This window comes from Prevotella sp. tc2-28 (assembly GCF_900107705.1).
Lineage (GTDB): Bacteria > Bacteroidota > Bacteroidia > Bacteroidales > Bacteroidaceae > Prevotella.
In genome coordinates, this window is the sequence record NZ_FNRE01000008.1 from 161,723 (window position 1) to 180,569 (window position 18,847).

General features: G+C 51.2%; 15 protein-coding genes. 9 read left to right on the forward strand and 6 right to left on the reverse strand.

The genetic code is table 11. The annotated features are described in order from the left end of the window. Positions 1 to 99: 99 nt before the first annotated feature. Positions 100 to 1,146 (forward strand): 3-dehydroquinate synthase, encoded by a 1,047-nt coding sequence (gene aroB / locus BLU47_RS08785; RefSeq protein ID WP_091961349.1) that lies wholly within the window; start codon positions 100 to 102, stop codon positions 1,144 to 1,146. Between the two features lie 46 nt (positions 1,147 to 1,192). On the opposite strand, the gene BLU47_RS08790 is transcribed toward aroB, so the two are convergent. Genes BLU47_RS08790 through menB form a run of 3 tightly spaced genes read right to left on the reverse strand, consistent with a single transcriptional unit; the run spans position 1,193 to position 4,088 of the window. Beyond that, positions 1,193 to 2,188 (reverse strand): AMP-binding protein, encoded by a 996-nt coding sequence (locus tag BLU47_RS08790; protein ID WP_091961352.1) that lies wholly within the window; start codon positions 2,186 to 2,188, stop codon positions 1,193 to 1,195. Next, on the reverse strand, positions 2,167 to 3,234 hold the full coding sequence (locus BLU47_RS08795; RefSeq protein ID WP_091961355.1) for an o-succinylbenzoate synthase: 1,068 nt from the start codon (positions 3,232 to 3,234) through the stop codon (positions 2,167 to 2,169). Before BLU47_RS08795 ends, BLU47_RS08790 begins: the two co-directional genes overlap by 22 nt. After that, positions 3,231 to 4,088: a 1,4-dihydroxy-2-naphthoyl-CoA synthase gene (gene menB / locus BLU47_RS08800; RefSeq protein ID WP_091961357.1), complete on the reverse strand. Its 858-nt coding sequence runs from the start codon at positions 4,086 to 4,088 to the stop codon at positions 3,231 to 3,233. The genes BLU47_RS08795 and menB overlap by 4 nt, the downstream gene beginning before the upstream one ends. Positions 4,089 to 4,138: 50 nt before the next feature. Between menB and BLU47_RS14770 the strand changes: the two genes are divergently transcribed. Next, positions 4,139 to 4,297, forward strand: a complete 159-nt coding sequence (locus tag BLU47_RS14770; protein WP_176780517.1) for a hypothetical protein — start codon at positions 4,139 to 4,141, stop codon at positions 4,295 to 4,297. A 40-nt stretch (positions 4,298 to 4,337) separates the two neighbouring features. Here BLU47_RS14770 and BLU47_RS08805 read toward each other — a convergent pair whose 3' ends face one another. Genes BLU47_RS08805 through BLU47_RS08810 form a run of 3 tightly spaced genes read right to left on the reverse strand, consistent with a single transcriptional unit; the run spans position 4,338 to position 6,496 of the window. Then, positions 4,338 to 5,651: a rhamnogalacturonidase gene (locus BLU47_RS08805; protein WP_091961360.1), complete on the reverse strand. Its 1,314-nt coding sequence runs from the start codon at positions 5,649 to 5,651 to the stop codon at positions 4,338 to 4,340. A gap of 7 nt (positions 5,652 to 5,658) precedes the next feature. Then, positions 5,659 to 5,943, reverse strand: coding sequence for a rhamnogalacturonan lyase family protein (locus BLU47_RS15160; RefSeq protein WP_255402132.1), 285 nt, complete (start codon positions 5,941 to 5,943; stop codon positions 5,659 to 5,661). Next, a complete protein-coding gene (locus BLU47_RS08810; RefSeq protein WP_255402133.1) occupies positions 5,924 to 6,496 on the reverse strand; it encodes a rhamnogalacturonan lyase family protein in 573 nt (190 codons plus the stop codon). The genes BLU47_RS15160 and BLU47_RS08810 overlap by 20 nt, the downstream gene beginning before the upstream one ends. Positions 6,497 to 6,669: 173 nt before the next feature. Here BLU47_RS08810 and BLU47_RS08815 point away from each other — a divergent pair, with 173 nt between their 5' ends. Genes BLU47_RS08815 through BLU47_RS08845 form a run of 7 tightly spaced genes read left to right on the forward strand, consistent with a single transcriptional unit; the run spans position 6,670 to position 18,468 of the window. Continuing rightward, positions 6,670 to 8,943, forward strand: a complete 2,274-nt coding sequence (locus BLU47_RS08815) for a glycosyl hydrolase 115 family protein (protein WP_255402134.1) — start codon at positions 6,670 to 6,672, stop codon at positions 8,941 to 8,943. A 25-nt stretch (positions 8,944 to 8,968) separates the two neighbouring features. After that, positions 8,969 to 9,913 carry an aldo/keto reductase gene (locus BLU47_RS08820; RefSeq protein WP_091961363.1) on the forward strand — a complete coding sequence of 315 codons (945 nt, stop codon included), beginning with the start codon at positions 8,969 to 8,971 and terminating at the stop codon, positions 9,911 to 9,913. Further along, the gene (locus tag BLU47_RS08825) at positions 9,910 to 12,276 is read left to right on the forward strand and encodes a glycoside hydrolase family 2 TIM barrel-domain containing protein (RefSeq protein ID WP_091961366.1); all 2,367 of its coding nucleotides are present in this window, start codon (positions 9,910 to 9,912) and stop codon (positions 12,274 to 12,276) included. Before BLU47_RS08820 ends, BLU47_RS08825 begins: the two co-directional genes overlap by 4 nt. 2 nt (positions 12,277 to 12,278) lie before the next feature. Next, positions 12,279 to 13,382 carry a glycoside hydrolase family 88 protein gene (locus BLU47_RS08830; RefSeq protein ID WP_091961368.1) on the forward strand — a complete coding sequence of 368 codons (1,104 nt, stop codon included), beginning with the start codon at positions 12,279 to 12,281 and terminating at the stop codon, positions 13,380 to 13,382. Next, complete coding sequence (locus tag BLU47_RS08835) at positions 13,379 to 15,847, forward strand: glycosyl hydrolase (RefSeq protein ID WP_091961370.1); 2,469 nt, start codon at positions 13,379 to 13,381, stop codon at positions 15,845 to 15,847. Before BLU47_RS08830 ends, BLU47_RS08835 begins: the two co-directional genes overlap by 4 nt. Before the next feature lie 51 nt (positions 15,848 to 15,898). Continuing rightward, positions 15,899 to 17,578: a nucleoside kinase gene (locus BLU47_RS08840; protein ID WP_091961372.1), complete on the forward strand. Its 1,680-nt coding sequence runs from the start codon at positions 15,899 to 15,901 to the stop codon at positions 17,576 to 17,578. Then, a complete protein-coding gene (locus BLU47_RS08845) occupies positions 17,578 to 18,468 on the forward strand; it encodes a DMT family transporter (protein ID WP_091961376.1) in 891 nt (296 codons plus the stop codon). The genes BLU47_RS08840 and BLU47_RS08845 overlap by 1 nt, the downstream gene beginning before the upstream one ends. The last annotated feature ends 379 nt before the right edge of the window (positions 18,469 to 18,847 follow it).

Consider the following 18,847-nt stretch of genomic DNA (forward strand, 5'->3'; position numbering starts at 1 on the left):
AAAGTTTAAATAAAACCAATAAAAATTAGGGTATAATCGACAATTATCCACTTTTTTGCATACCAGTTTCGCAAATTTTAATTAATTTTGCACCCGAAAATGACAAAGAAACAAAAATTAGTCATATCCCATAACCTACAAAAGACACTTACCAATGCTATTGACGAGTGTCCGCATGACCAACTGTTCGTATTGGTAGACACTACCACCGAGCAGTGTTGTCTTCCCGTTATTTCTGCCTACGACTGTATGAAACACGCCCACCCCATTGTCATTGGTGCCACTGACACCCATAAGACACTGGACACGGTGACTCAGGTATGGACAGCGTTACAGCAAATGGGAGCCACACGCCATTCATTGTTGATTAACCTTGGCGGTGGGATGGTGACTGACTTAGGTGGCTTTGCCGCCTCAACATTCAAAAGAGGTCTGTCCTATATCAATATTCCCACAACCCTCCTGTCAATGGTGGATGCCAGCGTGGGGGGTAAGACCGGTTTTAATTTCGGAGGACTGAAAAATGAAATCGGGGTGTTTAACAATGCGGATTGTGTCATCCTAGACACCACTTTCCTTCAGACACTTGACCAAGAGAACATCCTCTCAGGATATGCAGAAATGCTGAAGCACGGGCTTATCAGCAACGAGAAAACATGGGCAGAACTGCTGAACTTCAATCTAACCGATTTGGAGCAACTGGGCAGCATGCTCGCTGAGAATGTTGCCGTCAAGCAACGCATCGTCACAGAAGACCCCACAGAACACGGCATACGTAAAGCATTGAACCTTGGGCATACCGCCGGACATGCCTTTGAGTCACTGGCTTTGGAGCGTAAACCTATCCTACACGGCTATGCTGTAGCCTATGGATTGGTGGTAGAACTCTACCTTTGCTGTGTCAAGACGGGATTTCCTCAGGACAAGATGAGACAGACCGTCACATTCATTAAGGAGCACTACGGTCGAATGAATATTACCTGTGATGACTATCCCAAGATTATCGAGCTGATGCATCACGACAAAAAGAATGTCGGTACAGCCATCAATTTCACGCTGTTAGGTGGTATTGGTGATATCCGTATCAACCAGACAGCCACAGAAGACGAGATCAAAGATGCATTAGACTTCTATAGAGAATATTAGAGAGAAACTACTACCTATTTAAATTACTAATAACCAACGATGGGGCTTATCCGTGAGGATGTGTCCCATTTCTTTTTTCATCTTCTGCCACCAGCTTTTCTGCTTCTGCACGGGCTGGTTTACCCGTTTGCGTCATCGGTAGGCGGTCAACGACGACGATGCGACGAGGTTGCCAATATTTGGGAAGTACCTGACGACAGACGCGCATAGCCTCGTCAGCATCTCCCCGTTCTATCATCAATACGACCTGTTGTCCTAACCGCTCATCCTTCGCGCGCGTAATCAAATAAGGATTTGTTATATGAGCATGAAGCATGTGTTCCACTTCCTCTGCTTGAATCTTGATACCTCCCGAACAGATAACATTATCCTTACGACCCAGTACACGGAAACGCTGTCCGTCAAGCTCTACCATATCATTGGTGACCAAAGTACCCTCATGAACCGCAGGGGCGTCAATGACCAGACAACCTTCTGAGGTCTGCGACACGCGAATGCCATCAAAAGGTGTATACCAGTCGGTTGATGTTGGTCCGTTAAGCCGTCGTAACGCTATATGCGACAACGTCTCCGTCATGCCGTAGGTGCTCCATACAGCATAAGGGAAGTCCTTCAAGGCTGCCTGTAAAGACTCGTCAATGGCACCGCCACCAATAATCAGATGACGGATTTGGCGTAAGCGCTCCCGTTCCGCAGCGACCTGTAATGAGTTATAGACCTGCAAAGGGACCATTGCGGCAAAATCCACAGGTTCCGTAAAATCAGAAAGGGGATGACCACTGGGAAGTACACACGACAGCCGGAGGTTACAGGTCAGTGCACGCACCACCATCATCTTGCCCGCAATATAGTCAAGCGGCATGCACAGCAAAGCGGTATCGCCTGCCCTGAGGCCAAGGAAGCTACAGGTTATGCGGGCCGAGGCCTCCATACGCTGTTTCTCCACCTGCATCGGCTTGGGCGTCCCCGTCGAACCACTGGTATGCACCAGTACCGTCGGGCTGTCATTGTTCCATTCGGCTAAAAATGATTCGAGATCCATAGCTGGTCACCACGAATAACAAGCGGCATGTCTATATTATCTGTAAACAGTTGTCCTGTCCCCAGTCCTTGCGGCATCGTAATGGGATTACCATAGACCGAACTGCACAACTGGGCGATAGCATTCAGTCCGACATTACTCTCTAACGCACTGGTTATCCAGGAGCCGATTCCCATATCCCGAGCTATATCGACCCACTCTCGAACCCCCATCATACCTCCATGAAGTGACGGTTTCAGTATGATATAAGCCGGACGGATGATGTTCAGCATCTGACGTTTAGTACCAGGATCATTCACGCCAATCAACTCTTCGTCAAGGGCGATACGAAGCGGTGATTCACGGCAGAGTTCGGACATATAAGACCACTGTCCCGCCTTAATAGGCTGTTCGATAGAATGAAGCGAATATTGTGACAGCAACTCGAGCTTATACAACGCTTCCTCAAAGGGGAAAGCGCCGTTAGCATCCACGCGCAGTTCCACGTCATGAGGGCTGAAACGCTGACGAATCTGCTTAATAAGCGCTAACTCACTGTCAAAGTCGATGGCACCAATCTTTAGCTTGACGCAACGGAAGCCTTTGTCCAGTTTCTCCTCTATCCGTTGTTGCATCTCATCGTAGGAACCCATCCACACCAATCCATTGATGGGTATTCCACACTCACCACGACTGAACGGGGTATCAAATAAGAGGTGAGAGGTCTTGCCGTGCAAGCGACCAAAGGTCGAGCGGAGAGGTGAGAGGTGAGAGCTAAACGAATGCCAAGCTGTTTCCAGTCCGAAAAGCATCGAAGGATAGTCGCGCAGGTCATCGTAAGGAATCTCACCCGTCTGTTCCACCACATCACAGAAACGACGCAGCACATCTGCATAATTGGGGATATCATCACAACTCAGCTGTGGCAATGGGGCACACTCCCCTACCCCTGTATGTTCACCGTCAGTCATCGTGACCAGCCATATCCTACGTTCCGTGTACACCCCACGACTGGTTCCCGCTGGTTGCTTGAAATGAAGTGTACGCTCCGCTATCGTTATCTTCATGGAATTTTGGGATATTGGTCGAAATCCGGCTTACGTTTCTCCAGGAAAGCCTTACCACCTTCTTGGGCCTCGTCCAGAAAATAATATAGCATCGTAGCATCACCAGCCAGCTGTTGGATACCAGCCTGGCCGTCCAATTCTGCGTTCAGTCCTGCCTTAATCATTCTGAGGGCTATCGGACTGCGTTCCATCATCTCTTCTGCCCATGCCACACACTCATCCTCTAACTGTTCTAAGGGAACCACTTTGTTGACCATGCCCATCCGTTCTGCTTCCTGAGCGGAATACTGACGACACATAAACCAGATCTCACGAGCTTTCTTCTGCCCAACGATACGGGCGAGGTAGCTGGAGCCGAAACCTGCATCGAATGAGCCCACCTTAGGACCTGTCTGTCCGAAGATGGCGTTCTCTGATGCAATCGTCAGGTCGCACACCAAGTGTAGCACATGTCCACCACCGATTGCATAGCCATTCACCATCGCAATAACGGGTTTAGGCAGGCGGCGTATCTGCATCTGTACGTCAAGTACTGACAAGCGGGGAACTCCCTCTTCATCCACATAGCCGCCACGTCCCTTCACATGCATGTCGCCACCAGAACAGAATGCATGCTTCACGTCTGTCAGCGATTTTCCCTCCGGCACTTCCGACATCGCACCTGTCAGCAGCACCACACGGATGTGCTGCATCTCACGGCATAGTGCGAAAGCTTGACTCAGTTCCAATGTCGTTCGCGGAGTGAAGGCATTGCGATAATGCGGTCTGTTAATGGTAATCTTGGCTATTCCATGATAATCTTCGAAAAGAATCTCCTCGAATTTTCTAATCTCTTTCCACTCTCTTTTTTCCATAGTCTCCGAATTTTTATGCAAAGATAGAAATTTATTATGAATTATGAATTATGTATTATGAATTATTTCGCATACCTGTTGGATTCTGGACAAGAGCTGACTGGCGGAGTGGAATTTTCGTGAGATGCTACAACCTTCACGGGATTCCCGTCGACAAGCCCACCAAAGGAATCTACATTACCAACGGCAAGAAAGTAATCGTGAAATAAAAATAAGGAATGGCCCTCCATTGAGAAGGGCCTTTTCTTATTAAAGGAACACCTTGGGTTCAGGCGATGCACCCGCTTTAGAGAAGTCTAATGGTTTACCGTCTAAAGTGAAATCTATTAGCTCATACTTATCGCTTGTCTTCACATCAATCATCGTTTTGGTATCCACTTTGATGTTTCGCAAGGTGACGTTGTTGCATCGCGACAAAGGCATGTCCTTACGATCACCGGGTTTGAAGAACTGTGTCCAGGGATGGATAAAGAGGAAACGGTCACAGTGACCTGTGATGTTTTCTACCAGCACATACTCATAGTGCTGGGGCGTGTCGGGACGCATCTTCAACCACAGCACTCGATTAGCGTTGTCCGTCTGACAGTTGCGCAGAATGACATTGCGGTCGTGCAACGACTCCGAGCCCAAGGTCAGGCAGCCATGTACACGGCCATAGTGGCAGTTCTGTATCAGGATGCGCTCGCAATTGCCATTGGTAGAGTCCTTGTCGGCCCAGGTACCTTTGCCACCCTTCAACACAACAGCATCGTCGTTGACATGCATAAAGCAGCCATCCACCATCACGTCAGTGCAGACGTCGATGTCGATGGCATCCGACGAGGGTGCTCCACGCTTCGGCTGTGGGGCATAGACATTCTCAGTGGGTGCATAGATGTAGCAGTCCAGGTAGCGCACGTGATCACTCTTGTAGACATGGTTGGTCCAGAAAGGCGAGTTGATGAGGTGAACGTCCTGAATGGTGACGTTACGTGAGTTCGAAACGTAGGTTAGGCGTGGCCGCTGGGCATCCTTATTGGTACACTGCGGATTCCACTGACGACGAATCCAGAACTCTTGCCAGTACTTCAGACCATTGCCGTCGATAGTACCCTTGCCTGTGATAGTAAAACCATTCAGTCCGTCAGCATTCACCAGAGCTGCGAAATACTTGCAGGTTTCTCCCTCAATACGTGTAGTCAGGATAGGGAAGTCAATGATACGGTCAGAGCCTAACAATACAGCGCCCTCACTCAGGTGCAAGTGTGTTCCCTGCTTGAAGAAGAGGGCACCAGTCTTGAATGTTCCCGTAGGAACAACCACCACGCCGCCACCCTCTTGGGCACAACGGTCTATCACTGCCTGAATTTGCCGGGTCTGCACCTCAGTGCTGCCTGCCAAAACGCCATAGTCGGTCAATACATACTGACGTCCCAGCGCATTCACGTCAACACGACCCTTTTCCATGAACCATGCATCCATTACCGTACCGTCAGGCCATGTCTCCACAGCCTTCTTGCCTTTTGGTTTTGCTGAAGCCGTCAATGTCAGCACGGCCAGCAACAGAATGATTGTTTTTCTCATCGTTTCTTTAATTATTTAGTTTGGGGTTCAGTTCGTCAGGAGATTCTTTGGTAAACATATTCACGGCAGGAGCTTCTCGCTCATAAAGATGACGGATGACGTGACTATCAGAGCTCCACATCTCCACGCTAGGATTCGTGGGGTCTGTGTCTGCTGCCACGGCACGTCCCACATCCGCCTTTGACGGTATCTGGAAGATGACCTCTCCTGTACGGGCATCGCGGAAATCCGAACCGTCACGTCTGTTCTCGTGGCAATCCCACACCTGCAACTTATCTGTTGAGGGGGTCAAAAGCCATCAAGTGGATGGCGTCACCATGACCCATACCCGTGTTATACAGTCCACGTCCATCATGGTCTACAGCCATTGAGCCATAGGTTATCTCGTCGCAACCATCACCATCGACATCTGCCACAGAAGCATCGTTGGCAGAATAGCTGAACGTACGTCCGTCAGGGGTCTGTCCGTCAGCGGGTTTCTGCAACTTCACAGGCAGATAACCATCCGGAGCACCCGCCTTCAGCACGTAGCTCCCGTTCAACCCGCCACCACGAACTTCATAGGTAGCATCACCGGTCAATGGATTTTTATCCACGAAGAAGGCTCCGCCCGTCATCAACGGCTGTTTGTTCATCTTCTCGCCATTGCGATAGACATCGAAGGCTTCGCCTTTCCTGTCAAACGACAGTATGCGCCAACTGACGACTACCTGATTGTCATGACGCAGGGCAACCACACCACGGTTCAACTTCTCTAAGGCCATCTGCTCCTTTTGGTAGCGTGGCTGGGCAAAGCTGCTCCAGCATATTGCCACAAGACAAGCCAAGAAGAGTGCTCTTTTCATTTTGAGTTGTTTTAGTTTACTTAAAGTCATTAGTTCTTTTTGTCGTTTGTCCACGCAAAGGTAATAAAAAAACACCATTTACGCACAACTTTCCAACGCTATTTTACAAAAAAACAAAAAAAACACTGTATTCGAAAAAAAATGCCTATCTTTGTACCATCAAACTACTACATATGATACGTCTGCTACTAATACTCTTTCTGATGTCCTGCTTTTCAGCGCTTACAAGCCGTGCCGAAGTGGTGTGGTTTAATGGCAAGCAGCCTATAACCTATAGTCTGCCAAAAGAGGTGGAGCCTGTGGTGACGACAGCATTGGAAATGTGGAAAGATGACATGCGACAAGTGACCGGCATGGATGCCGTAGCTTCACGCAAGGCGACCATAAAGATTTCACACAACAGCAGACTGCCTTTCGATGGTTTCTGCATACATACAAAAGGAGGACAAATCATCGTGGAGGGCGGTAATGGGCGCGGTATGGCCTATGGCATTCTGGAGTTGTCACGCCTGGCTGGGGTATCCCCCTGGACTTGGTGGGGCGACGTAGTGCCTGAGCGCAAAGGACGACTGGTACTTAGCGAAGACTTCAAAACTGTCCAGCAGCCCAGTATAGCCTATCGTGGTATCTTCATCAACGACGAAGACTGGAGCTTGCGCCCCTGGAGTAGCAAGACCTACGAAAAATCTCAGCAGGCCACCATTGGTGTACAGACCTACAAGCGCATTTTCCAACTATTGTTGCGACTGCGTGCAAACACCATCTGGCCCGCCATGCATGAGGGGTCGACACCTTTCTTCCAGATTCCCAGTGCACAGGATATGGCCGACTCCTGTGGCATTGTCATCGGTACTTCTCACTGTGAGCCATTGCTCAGAAACAATGTCGGTGAGTGGGATACAGCACAACGGGGACGTTTCAACTACAAGACCAACCGCATGGCGGTGCAGCAATACTGGAAAGAGCGTCTGCAGGAGATTCGTTCGGCAGACAACAAATTCTTCACGATCGGCATGAGAGGCATCCATGACAGTTCTATGGAGGGATATACCACGGAGCAGGAGAAGTTTGAGGCACTGCAGCAGGTCATCGACGACCAGCAAGTCCTGTTGCGCCAGTATGTGGGTGACCCCACCCGTCTCCATCAGGTCTTTGTACCCTACAAGGAGGTGTTGCAACTCTATGAGAAGGGACTGAAGGTACCTGACTACGTCACGCTGATGTGGTGCGACGACAACTACGGCTACATGACGCGACTGCCCAATGCCATCGAACAGCAACGCAAGGGTGGTCATGCACTGTATTACCACCTGTCTTATTGGGGACGCCCGCACGACTACCTTTGGCTCACGACCACACAGCCAGGACTTATCTATCATGAGTTGCGCCAGGCCTACGACAGCCATGTTCGCCAACTGTGGATAGCCAATGTCCACGACCCCAAGGTGGCAGCCTACGACCTTCAGTTATTCCTCGACATGGCATGGGATATCAACTGCGTAAACCCACAGACCATCAACCAGCACCACGAGCTGTGGTTGACGACCCAGTTTGGCTGTGACATATCACGTCGTTTGGCTCCTGCCATGCGTTGCTACTACCAACTTTGTGCCATGCGTCGCCCAGAGTTTATGGGGTGGACACAGGTGGAACTCGACAAGCGTCGCTACCACAGGGGACTGTCACTGGTTGACACCATCCCCATGACACGCCAAGAAGCAGACAATCGTCTAGCGGCATTCGATGCAATCGTAGCAACCATTGACAGCTGTCGACAACTGTTGCCACCAACTCTTGCCGATGCCTATTTTGCAGCCGTCGAATATCCTGTCAAAGCCACCGCTGCCATGAACAAGAAGATGCTTGCTCACACTAAGGCTGTCAGTCATCAGGCTTACGATGACATCCTGCAATTGACAGCGCGATACAACAGCATGAACAACGGCAAGTGGCACCATCTGATGGATGCTGCACCCCGTCAGTTGCCCGTCTTTGGCGATGTACATGCCACACTAATAGGGAAAGGACAAGGACTGACCACGACTTATCCGGCAGCTGATTACACAACGGCAACAGACGGCACACGGTGCATACAGATGTTGGGGTACTCCATGAATGCGGTCAAGATGCGCAAGGGAGACGTCCTCAGTTACAACGTCGACATCAGTCAAGAGGGTTACTACACCCTGCAGACCGCACTCATTCCCACCCACCCCATAGATGGAGGAGACCTGCGCTTCACCATGACTATTGATGGGGGCGAGCCCACCCTCTTCTCGCTGCGAGAACCCTTCCGCTCTGAACGGTGGAAAGACAATGTGCTGAACTGCCAGACCAAACGTGCCATCAAGGTTTGGCTGACCAAAGGCGTGCACCAATTGACACTCACGGCCCTCGACGAGAACATCGTTATAGACCAGTGGCAACTTACTCAAGAAATACAATAACCAACGATAACATACTATTGATAAAATGAAAGACTACTTAGCATCCGATTCACGCTACGACGTCATGCAGTATAACCGCTGCGGACACTCTGGCGTTCTGTTACCCAAAGTCAGTCTAGGCATGTGGCACAACTTCGGTGGTATTAATGACTACCAGCGCTCGCGCACCATCCTGCGCCATGCCTTCGACTGTGGTATCACACATCTTGACCTTGCCAACAACTACGGTCCTCCCTATGGTTCGGCAGAGGAGACATTAGGACACGTCATGGATGACGACCTACGCCCCTATCGTGACGAACTGTTCATCTCTACCAAGGCAGGGTACGACATGTGGCCTGGACCTTACGGTAACTGGGGTTCACGCAAATACCTCATGGCATCACTAGACCAGTCGCTGCGACGCATGCACCTCGACTATGTCGACCTGTTCTATTCGCATCGCTACGACCCCAATACTCCATTGGAAGAGACATTGCAAGCACTTGTCGACATCGTACGCTGTGGCAAGGCGCTCTATGTCGGCATCTCTCGCTGGCCGCTGGAGGCAACACGCTTCGCGATTGATTACCTTAGGCAGCACGACGTGCCCTTGCTCATCTATCAGGGACGTCTTAATATGCTTGACCGCGAACCCATCGACGAAGGAATCCTTGACCTTTGTTACAAAGAAGGAGTGGGATTCATCTCCTTCTCACCACTGGCTCAGGGCCTCCTCACCGACCGCTATCTCAACGGCATTCCCGATGATTCTCGCATGGCACAGGGCAAGTTTCTGCGCCAGGACATGCTCTCTGAGGAACTGCTCCAACAATTGCGCCAATGGAACCAGGAGGCACAGGCCAAGGGGCACACACTGGCAGAGTCTGCCCTGCGCTGGATTCTCGACCAACAGGGTGTCACCTCAGTCCTCGTAGGCGCAAGCAGCACTGAACAACTTGACAAGAACCTCAAATGCATCAACCCATGAAACGCCTATTCCTATTACCTTTCCTTCTCTGCACCTCTATGGTGCTCATCGCCCAGCCCCGCCAGACACAATGTCTGAATAACGGTTGGCAATTTTCCCGTGATGCACAGTTCACCAACGTAGAGACCATCAACGTACCCCATGACTTCCAGATATCACAGCCCTGGGTACCGCCAGCAGCAGACGAGAAGGCTGACAACACCGACGTGGCTGCCAATATCAAGTCACGTCTCTCTGCACGCGGTTTCAAGGAGATGGGTCAAGGCTACTATCGTCGCACCATCACCCCCGATGCCTCGCTCAAGGGACGTCGTGTGCTACTCGACTTCGAGGGCATCATGCTTGTGGGCGACGTCTTCCTCAACGGACAACGCATTGGTGGTACGGACTATGGCTATGTAGGCTTCGAACTGGACATCACCAAGCAGCTACGCTACGGAGAGCCTAACGAACTGCTCGTCGTGGCTTCCACACAGAAGGAGCTCAACTCACGTTGGTACACGGGTGGCGGACTCTTCCGCGACGTCAAATTGGTCAATACTCCTGCCGACCTTTACTTCGGGCGCCATCCGCTCTACATCACCACACGCCAGAACCGCTACGTCAGTCTATCAGCAGAGTTTACCAACCGCACCAAAGCCAAGGAGGTTCACATGCATGTCATGATTTATGACCCTGACGGCAAACTCGTGGCAGAGACGACGGGCGTCAAGAAACGCAACCCGCAGACACGCACCTTAGAGATGCAGGTTCCTGAGATGGAGATTGCCAATGCTCAGCTATGGAACACAGAATCGCCTAAGCTCTACAAGGTCGTTGCCCAACTGCTCCGCGAGGATGGCTCTGTTGCTGACGAATATACTGAGCATTTCGGCATCCGCACCATAGAGATTGGTCCTGACTATGGCTTGAAATTAAATGGCAAGAAGGTACTGCTCAAGGGCTATGCTAACCACCACACCTTAGGTGCCCTTGGTGCTGCCGCCTATCCTCGTGCCATCGAGAAGCGCTTACAACTGATGAAGCAGTTTGGCATGAACCATGTGCGCACCAGCCACAATCCTTACAGCCGCTCGTTCATAGAGTGCTGCGACCGTCTGGGCATCCTTGTCGTCGATGAACTCTACGACAAGTGGACACTGCAACATACAGGTGGACGTGTGCCGTTCATGAACCATTGGGCACAGGATGTCACCGAGTGGATCAAACGCGACCGCAACTCTCCCAGCGTAGTACTGTGGAGCTTAGGCAATGAGTTACAGCAAGATCCCAACCAGCCGTTCAACGACTTTGGTGTGACATGCTACAAGATGATGCGCCCCGTGCTGCAACGTTACGACTCCACTCGTCTCGTCACCGTAGCCATGCACCCGCGCTACCGCAACTGGGAAACGGACTCGCTGCCTTGCGACCTAGCCATGCAGACGGATGTACAGGCCTATAACTATAGGTATATGTACTTCCCTGGTGATGGTCGTCGCTTCCCTTGGATGACGTTCTACCAGAGCGAGGCCTCCACAGCAGCGATGGGTCCCAACTTCTTCGAGATGAACCTCGATAAAGTCATCGGACTGGCCTACTGGGGAGCCATTGACTACCTGGGCGAATCACAGGGGTGGCCCGCTAAAGGCTGGGCACAGGGGGTCTTCGACATCTCGCTTAACGCCAAGCCCAAAGCCTACTTTATGAAGTCTTTCTTCACAGACGAGCCCATGGTGCGCCTCTCCGTAATGGAAGACAAGAACGCTGGTGTCGAGTGGAACGGCATCATCACGGGTACCGACCGCCAGTCAGAACTCTGGAACCGTCCTGAAGGTTCGAAGGCCAACCTCGTCATCTATACCAACTGCGACGAAGTAGAACTGTTGCTCAACGGCAAGCGTCTGGGACGTCGCGACAATCCGAAGGATGCCAAGTCACGCAACAAGATAACATGGAACGGCATAGACTACCAAAAGGGACGCCTCGAAGCTGTCGGCTATCGTGGCGGCAAGGCTGTTGCACGCCATGCCTTGGAAACAACGGGCAAACCCGTCAAGATTGTAGCTGAGCCAGACAACAGTCAATGGCATGCTGACGGCATGGACCTCCAGCATATCCGCCTGCGTGCAGTCGACGCCAAGGGACGTACCGTGCTGACCTGTCAGGACGAGCTCACGTTCTCTGTAAGCGGTGATGCTCAGATCGTCGCCGTCACCAATGGCGACATCAACAGCAACGAGTTGAATGCGACTAACCACCGCTCTCTGTGGCAAGGACAGGCCATGGTCATCCTCCGTGCCGGCACTGCGCCTTCCAACATCACGCTGAAGACGAATTCCACAAAATTCAAACAACTTAGTACAAAACTAGAAACGAAATAACAATGAAAACATTTATTCTTTCATGCCTGTTATGCTGTGGCTATGCCACTGCCTCCGCTCAAACAGATGTGCTGCAAGCTGCACGACAGACCAACGACTACTTCATGGCGAAGTACAGTGACCCCACACAACCGACAAACGTAAAGAAGGTGCGACCTTCATCGCTATGGACTCGTGCAGTCTATTATGAAGGACTGATGGCACTCTATACCATCGATCCCCAGCAGCGCTATCTGGATTACACCGAACAATGGGCTGACTTTCATCAGTGGACACCCCGTAACGGCACGAAAACCACCGATGCTGACGACCAATGTTGCGAACAGACCTACATCGAGTACTACCTTTTAAAAGGCAAAGGCACACTGGATCCCACCAAGGAGAATCTGGAAAAACAAATGGCAACAGGGCGCTACAACTACTGGACTTGGATTGATGCCATACAAATGGCTCTGCCTGTTTATATCAAGATGTACGCTATCACTCAAGACAAGCGCTACTTAGACTATGGCATGAAAAGCTACCGCTGGACACGTAACGAATGCGGAGGAGGATGCTTCAACGTAAAGGAAGGACTCTGGTGGCGTGACAAAGACTATGTACACCCTTACAAAGAGAAAGATGGCAAGAACTGCTATTGGAGCCGTGGAAACGGATGGGTTTACGCGGCCTTGGTACGTAGCATGAATGAGTTACCCCAGAAAAGCAAAGAATACAAGGAGTTGAAGAAAGACTTTCTCCTGATGAGCAAGGCACTATTGGATTGTCAGCACGACGATGGATTCTGGCACGCCAGCCTGGTAAGCGATGTTGATTATCCTGGTCCTGAGATGACAGGCACAGCCCTCTTCCTCTATGGTATGTCGTGGGGTATCCTTCATGGTTTACTGAAAGATGCCCAATACCGTTCTGCCTGCGACAAGGCATGGCAGGCACTGAAGCGTTGTCTCCATAATGACGGATTCCTGGGATGGAATCAAGGCACAGGAAAGGAACCCTCAGCAGGTCAGCCTGTCACCTTCACCTCTGTACCCGACTTCGAAGACTATGGAACGGGCTGTTACCTGCTCGGACTTTCAGAATATTACAAATTACAGACACGATGAAACACTTTCTGATCATTTGCCTATTATGTTCTGGCATTACCGTTGGCTACTCCCAGACATGGCCTACACCAAACCCTGAGGCAAAGGCCGGCACACGCTGGTGGTGGCTCGGCTCTGCCGTTGACAAGACCAACCTGCAGTGGAACCTGTCGGAATATGCCCGTGCGGGCATCGGAGCCGTGGAGATCACACCGCTCTATGGCGTGCAGGGCAACGACAAGAACAATATCGACTTCCTGTCTCCCCGATGGATGCAGGCACTGAAGGACGTTGAGGACATCAGCAAGCCGTTGGGCATCGAGGTGGACATGAACTGTGGTACGGGCTGGCCTTTCGGTGGTCCGCAGGTTTCGCTGGAACAAGCAGCTTGCAAAGCTATTTTCAAGGACAGTATCGTCAACGGGAAGAATGTATACCGAGTGGAGATAGGGCGTACCAAGCAGAAAGTCAAGCGAGCAGCTCCTGGCGGTGAAGGCTGGGTGGTAGACCACTTCGACCGTGAGGCAGTACGCCACTACCTGGAACGTTTCGACAAGGCCTTTGCGGAGTCTGGCGTACCTTACCCACATACTTTCTTTAACGACAGTTACGAAGTATACCGCGCCAACTGGACACCCACACTCTTCGACGAGTTCCAGAAGCGCAGGGGCTACGACCTCCGACAGCATCTGCCTGAGTTGTTAGGTGATGTTGATGACGGCAATCAGGTACTTGCCGACTATCGTGAGACACTGAGCGACCTGCTCTACGAGAACTTCACCCAGCAATGGGTGGAATGGGCTCACCGCCATGGGGTCAAGGTGCGCAATCAGGCTCACGGTTCTCCTGCCAATCTGCTCGACCTCTATGGAGCTGTCGACATTCCAGAGATTGAAGGTTTCGGTCTGTCTGAGTTTGGTATCAAGGGACTGCGCACGGATCCAGGCATGACGCGCAAGAACTTCAGCGATGTGTCGATGCTCAAATACGCTCCTTCTGCCGCCCACGTCATGGGCAAGCCGCTGACCTCCAGTGAGACGTTTACGTGGCTGACAGAGCATTTCCGCACCTCACTATCGCAGATGAAGCCCGACCTGGACCTGATGTTTACCTGCGGTGTGAACCACGTCTATTTCCACGGCACCTGTTACTCGCCCAAGGATGATCCCTGGCCCGGCTGGAAGTTCTATGCCAGCATCGACATGTCGCCCACCAACTCCATCTGGCGTGACGCCCCCTATCTGATGCAATATATAGAGAGGTGCCAGAGTTTCCTGCAACTTGGCGAACCGGACAATGACTTCCTGGTCTATCTGCCCGTCCGTGATATGTGGCGTATCCGTGGACCACGCAACGACGACGACAAGCAAGCCAGCAAGAACCGTCGTGGCGGTGAGGACCTGCTGATGCAGTTCGACATCCATACCATGGACGAGAAGGCTCCTCAGTTCATTCGCAGTATCCTGGCCATTGACAGTCTGGGCTATGACTGTGACTACATCAGCGACCGCCAACTGGCCAAGGTCCGCATTGAGAACGGTATGTTGGTGACTGAGGGAGGCACCCACTACCGCGCCTTGATTGTTCCTTCAGGAACCACTGTTGACACCAGGCTAAAGGCACTGCTCAGTCCGCTCTCCTCCTATATTATCTATGGAGAAGACGCTACCGCTATGACTCGGTTTGCCAAGGCAGAACCTATACGTAATGAATTGAAGTTACGTGCTATCCGTCGCACGAACCCTGAAGGTCATCATTATTTCATGGCTAACCTGACACCTAATGACGTCTGTCAGGAGGCCGCACTCGCCGTGCCCTTCAAAAGTGCCACATGGTACGACCCCATGACAGGCGATATTACCCCTGCCTCCATTCATGACGGCAAAGTCTTCATCAATCTGCGCTCCGGTGAAAGCCGCATACTCAAGACTAATCCCATAGGTCCCATAAGACCCATAAGCCCTATTGGCCCTATCAGCCCTATCACCCTCCCCATTACCGGTCCCTGGACACTCTCCTTCACAGAAGAGGCCCCAAAGGTTAACCAGACATTCAAACTGGACAAGCTACAAACCTGGGAGGCACTAAGTCCCGAGACTGCCATTACGATGGGTACTGGCATCTACACCACCACCTTCCGTATGACCAAGAAGGAGGCCCGGCAACACTGGATGCTGGATCTGGGCGATGTCCGTGAGTCGGCTCGCGTCTATCTGAACGGCCGTTTCCTGGGCGGTGCATGGGCGGTGCCTTTCGTGCTGGACTGCCGCGATGCACTGCAGAAAGGTAATAACGAGTTGCGCATCGAAGTAACCAATCTACCTGCCAACCGCATTGCCGACATGGACCGCAAGGGTATCAAATGGCGTAAGATGAATGAAATCAATGTCGTTGACATCAACTATAAGAAAACCACCTATGAGGGATGGACGCCCGTTAAAAGCGGACTGAACTCAGAAGTAAGATTATACCAAGTTCCCAGATAGTTCGCTGGGGGAGATTTCTCAGAGTAGCTTTGCAAAACCAAATCCTATTATATGTTACAGATACGCTGCAAGAATAACAATGTCACCAAGAGTTTTCCGGAAGGAACCTCATTGCTAGACGTATACCAGGAGTTCCAAGACGAGATTCAACTACCCTACCCTGTTGTTTCGGCAAAGGTCAACAATGTTTCTCAAGGACTGAAATTCCGCCTCTATCAGAATCGTGACGTCGAGTTCCTCGATGCCCGTGCAGGCAGTGGGCACCGCGCCTATGTCCGCAGCTTGAGTTTTGTGCTTTACAAAGCTACTCAGGATATCTTCCCCGGCTCGAAACTCTTTATTGAGCACTCCTTGTGCCGTGGATACTATTGTAATTTCAAAAAACGTAACAACGACCCGTTGAGCGATGAGGATGTAGACAAGATACGCCAAAGGATGCAGGAAATCATCGATCTGGACATGCCCTTCCGTCGTACAGAGGCTACCAACGAAGAGGCCATTCGCGTGTTTACCGACCGAGGATTTGCCGACAAGGTGAAACTGTTGGAGACAAGCGGACATGTCTATACCGACTATTACACGCTGGGCGACACCGTCGACTACTACTACGGTCCGCTCGTGCCCAGTGCCGGTTACCTGAAGACATGGGGACTTGAGCGTTACGAAGAAGGACTATTGTTGCGCGTTCCCGACAGGAACAATCCTAACCAAGTGGCAGAGAAGGTTGACCAGCCCAAGACCTTTGAGATGTTTGCCGAGAAGACACGCTGGGACATCATCATGCGGCTGTCCAATGCCGGCGATGTCAACAAGGCCATCCAACGAGGTCACGCCTCTGAACTGATACAAGTGAGCGAGGCTTTACAGGAAAAGAAAATCGTGCAGATAGCAGAAGAAATAGACCGTCGCTTCCATCGCAAGAAGAACCCGGTACGCCTGGTTCTGATAACAGGACCTTCCTCTTCGGGAAAGACTACTTTCTGCAAACGTCTGAGCATCCAGTTGCTGGCTTGCGGTCTCAGACCCCTTTCTTTCTCTACGGACGACTACTTCGTCAACCGTGTTGACACGCCCAAGCTACCTAACGGAGACTACGACTTCGACAATATCGAGACCGTAGAATATTCGCTGCTGGAAGACCACCTGCAACGCTTGATGCAAGGCGAACGGGTGGAAATTCCCGAATACAACTTCGTTACGGGTAAGCGCGAATGGAATGGCAAGAAACTGAAGCTGTCAAACGATACCGTGCTGATCATTGAGGGTATTCACGCCCTGAACCCGCTGTTGACGAAGAAGATTAGCGACTCCTTGAAATACAAGATCTATATCTCCGCCTTGACCAGCGTCTCACTCGACGACCACAACTGGATTCCCGTACGCGACAACCGTCTGCTACGACGCATCATCCGCGACTATAACAAAGGAGCCTTTACCGCCCGACAGACCATCGCCCAGTGGGGGAATGTGTGCAAGGCAGAAGACCAATGGATATTCCCCTTCCAGGAAACAGCCGATGTGATGTTCAACTCAGCACTGAACATCGAGTTTGCCGTACTGCGCACCCATGCAGAGATTATCCTGACCAGTGTTCCCAAGAATTGTCCGGAATATGCCGAGGCTCACCGACTGCTGAAGTTCATCCACTATTTCACGCCTATTAGCGACAAAGAAATTCCACCCACGAGCATCATGCGCGAGTTCGTAGGTGGAAGTAGTTTCAAGTACTAATGAAGCAGTTATATCACGCAGTAGCCTTTCTGGTTGTAGCCATCTGGGGCAGCACCTTCGTCTTTACGAAAATGCTGTTGCTCAGCGGACTCTCCCCTGCCCAGATATTCACCCTCCGCTTCATCATTGCCTATGTCCTGCTGCTTGCCTACGAACTGATTGCCAAGCACGCCACATTCAGACTGTTTTGCACCTCTGTGAAAGACGAGTTCATGATGGTCTTGCTAGGGCTCACGGGAGGGTCGATGTATTTCCTCACAGAGAATGCCGCCATGCTCTATACCACAGCCACCAACACGTCACTCATCGTCTGTACCTGTCCGCTGTTTGCCATGTTGCTCATAGGACTGGCCTTTCGACAAAGCGAGCATTTCACGAAGATGCAGGTGGCAGGCTCGCTGATGGCTTGTGGCGGAATGGCTGCCGTTGTGATGAATGGACATTTCGTGCTCCACCTCTCACCCATTGGCGACCTGCTCGCCTTCTCTGCCTGTCTGTGCTGGGCCGTTTATTCCCTAATCATGAAGCCCGCATCCATGTATTACGGCACCCTGTTGATTACCCGGAAAGTGTTTTTCTACGGACTCCTGACCATCATTCCCTACTATTGGTTTGTACCGGGCTTCCCCTCTTTCGAAGTCATCTTCAGCCCGGAAATCATTTGGAGCATCCTCTTTCTGGGCGTCGTCGCCTCTATGCTCTGCTTCCTGCTTTGGAACTGGGTTATGCGCAAACTCGGAGCCGTTGTTGCCACCAACTGGGTCTATTTCAATCCCGTCACCACCATATTCTTTGCTTGGTGGCTCCTCAACGAGCAAATCACCCCCTGGTTCCTCCTCGGCACCATCCTCATCCTTTCCGGCATGTACCTTTGCAGCCGTACGTCATGAAAGGTTTGTAAAATGTTTCATATAATAATATTTATATTACTTTCTATCATTTTATCAGACTTCAAAATTACTCCGAATAGAAAATTAATTTCTCCGAAAGTAACGAAAATTACTTTCGGAAAATTAGGAATTGCGATTTTACCCTCCCTTCCTCCCGTCACCCCTCTCAAATGCCGATGTACAGGGCGTTTGAGGCACGGGAGGGAGAATGATTATCCCTCCCGTTACCCTCCCTTTTTTGGGTTCGCACTCTCCCATTTTGAAAACAAGGGACCCTGGACGGGAGGGAGACGGGAGGGATGTTTGTTTTCCCTCCCGTCCGTGAACCCCAGTAAATAAAGGGGTTCCGAGCGAAAAAGGGAGGAAGGGAGGGTAAAAT

Excerpts from the sequence above, each read along its gene's own strand:
- aroB (WP_091961349.1), top strand. The coding sequence starts at position 100 with ATGACAAAGAAACAAAAATTAGTCATATCCCATAACCTACAAAAGACA.
- BLU47_RS08790 (WP_091961352.1), bottom strand. The coding sequence starts at position 2,188 with ATGGATCTCGAATCATTTTTAGCCGAATGGAACAATGACAGCCCGACG.
- BLU47_RS08795 (WP_091961355.1), bottom strand. The coding sequence starts at position 3,234 with ATGAAGATAACGATAGCGGAGCGTACACTTCATTTCAAGCAACCAGCG.
- menB (WP_091961357.1), bottom strand. The coding sequence starts at position 4,088 with ATGGAAAAAAGAGAGTGGAAAGAGATTAGAAAATTCGAGGAGATTCTT.
- BLU47_RS14770 (WP_176780517.1), top strand. The coding sequence starts at position 4,139 with ATGTATTATGAATTATTTCGCATACCTGTTGGATTCTGGACAAGAGCT.
- BLU47_RS08805 (WP_091961360.1), bottom strand. The coding sequence starts at position 5,651 with ATGAGAAAAACAATCATTCTGTTGCTGGCCGTGCTGACATTGACGGCT.
- BLU47_RS08810 (WP_255402133.1), bottom strand. The coding sequence starts at position 6,496 with ATGAAAAGAGCACTCTTCTTGGCTTGTCTTGTGGCAATATGCTGGAGC.
- BLU47_RS08815 (WP_255402134.1), top strand. The coding sequence starts at position 6,670 with ATGATACGTCTGCTACTAATACTCTTTCTGATGTCCTGCTTTTCAGCG.
- BLU47_RS08820 (WP_091961363.1), top strand. The coding sequence starts at position 8,969 with ATGAAAGACTACTTAGCATCCGATTCACGCTACGACGTCATGCAGTAT.
- BLU47_RS08825 (WP_091961366.1), top strand. The coding sequence starts at position 9,910 with ATGAAACGCCTATTCCTATTACCTTTCCTTCTCTGCACCTCTATGGTG.
- BLU47_RS08830 (WP_091961368.1), top strand. The coding sequence starts at position 12,279 with ATGAAAACATTTATTCTTTCATGCCTGTTATGCTGTGGCTATGCCACT.
- BLU47_RS08835 (WP_091961370.1), top strand. The coding sequence starts at position 13,379 with ATGAAACACTTTCTGATCATTTGCCTATTATGTTCTGGCATTACCGTT.
- BLU47_RS08840 (WP_091961372.1), top strand. The coding sequence starts at position 15,899 with ATGTTACAGATACGCTGCAAGAATAACAATGTCACCAAGAGTTTTCCG.
- BLU47_RS08845 (WP_091961376.1), top strand. The coding sequence starts at position 17,578 with ATGAAGCAGTTATATCACGCAGTAGCCTTTCTGGTTGTAGCCATCTGG.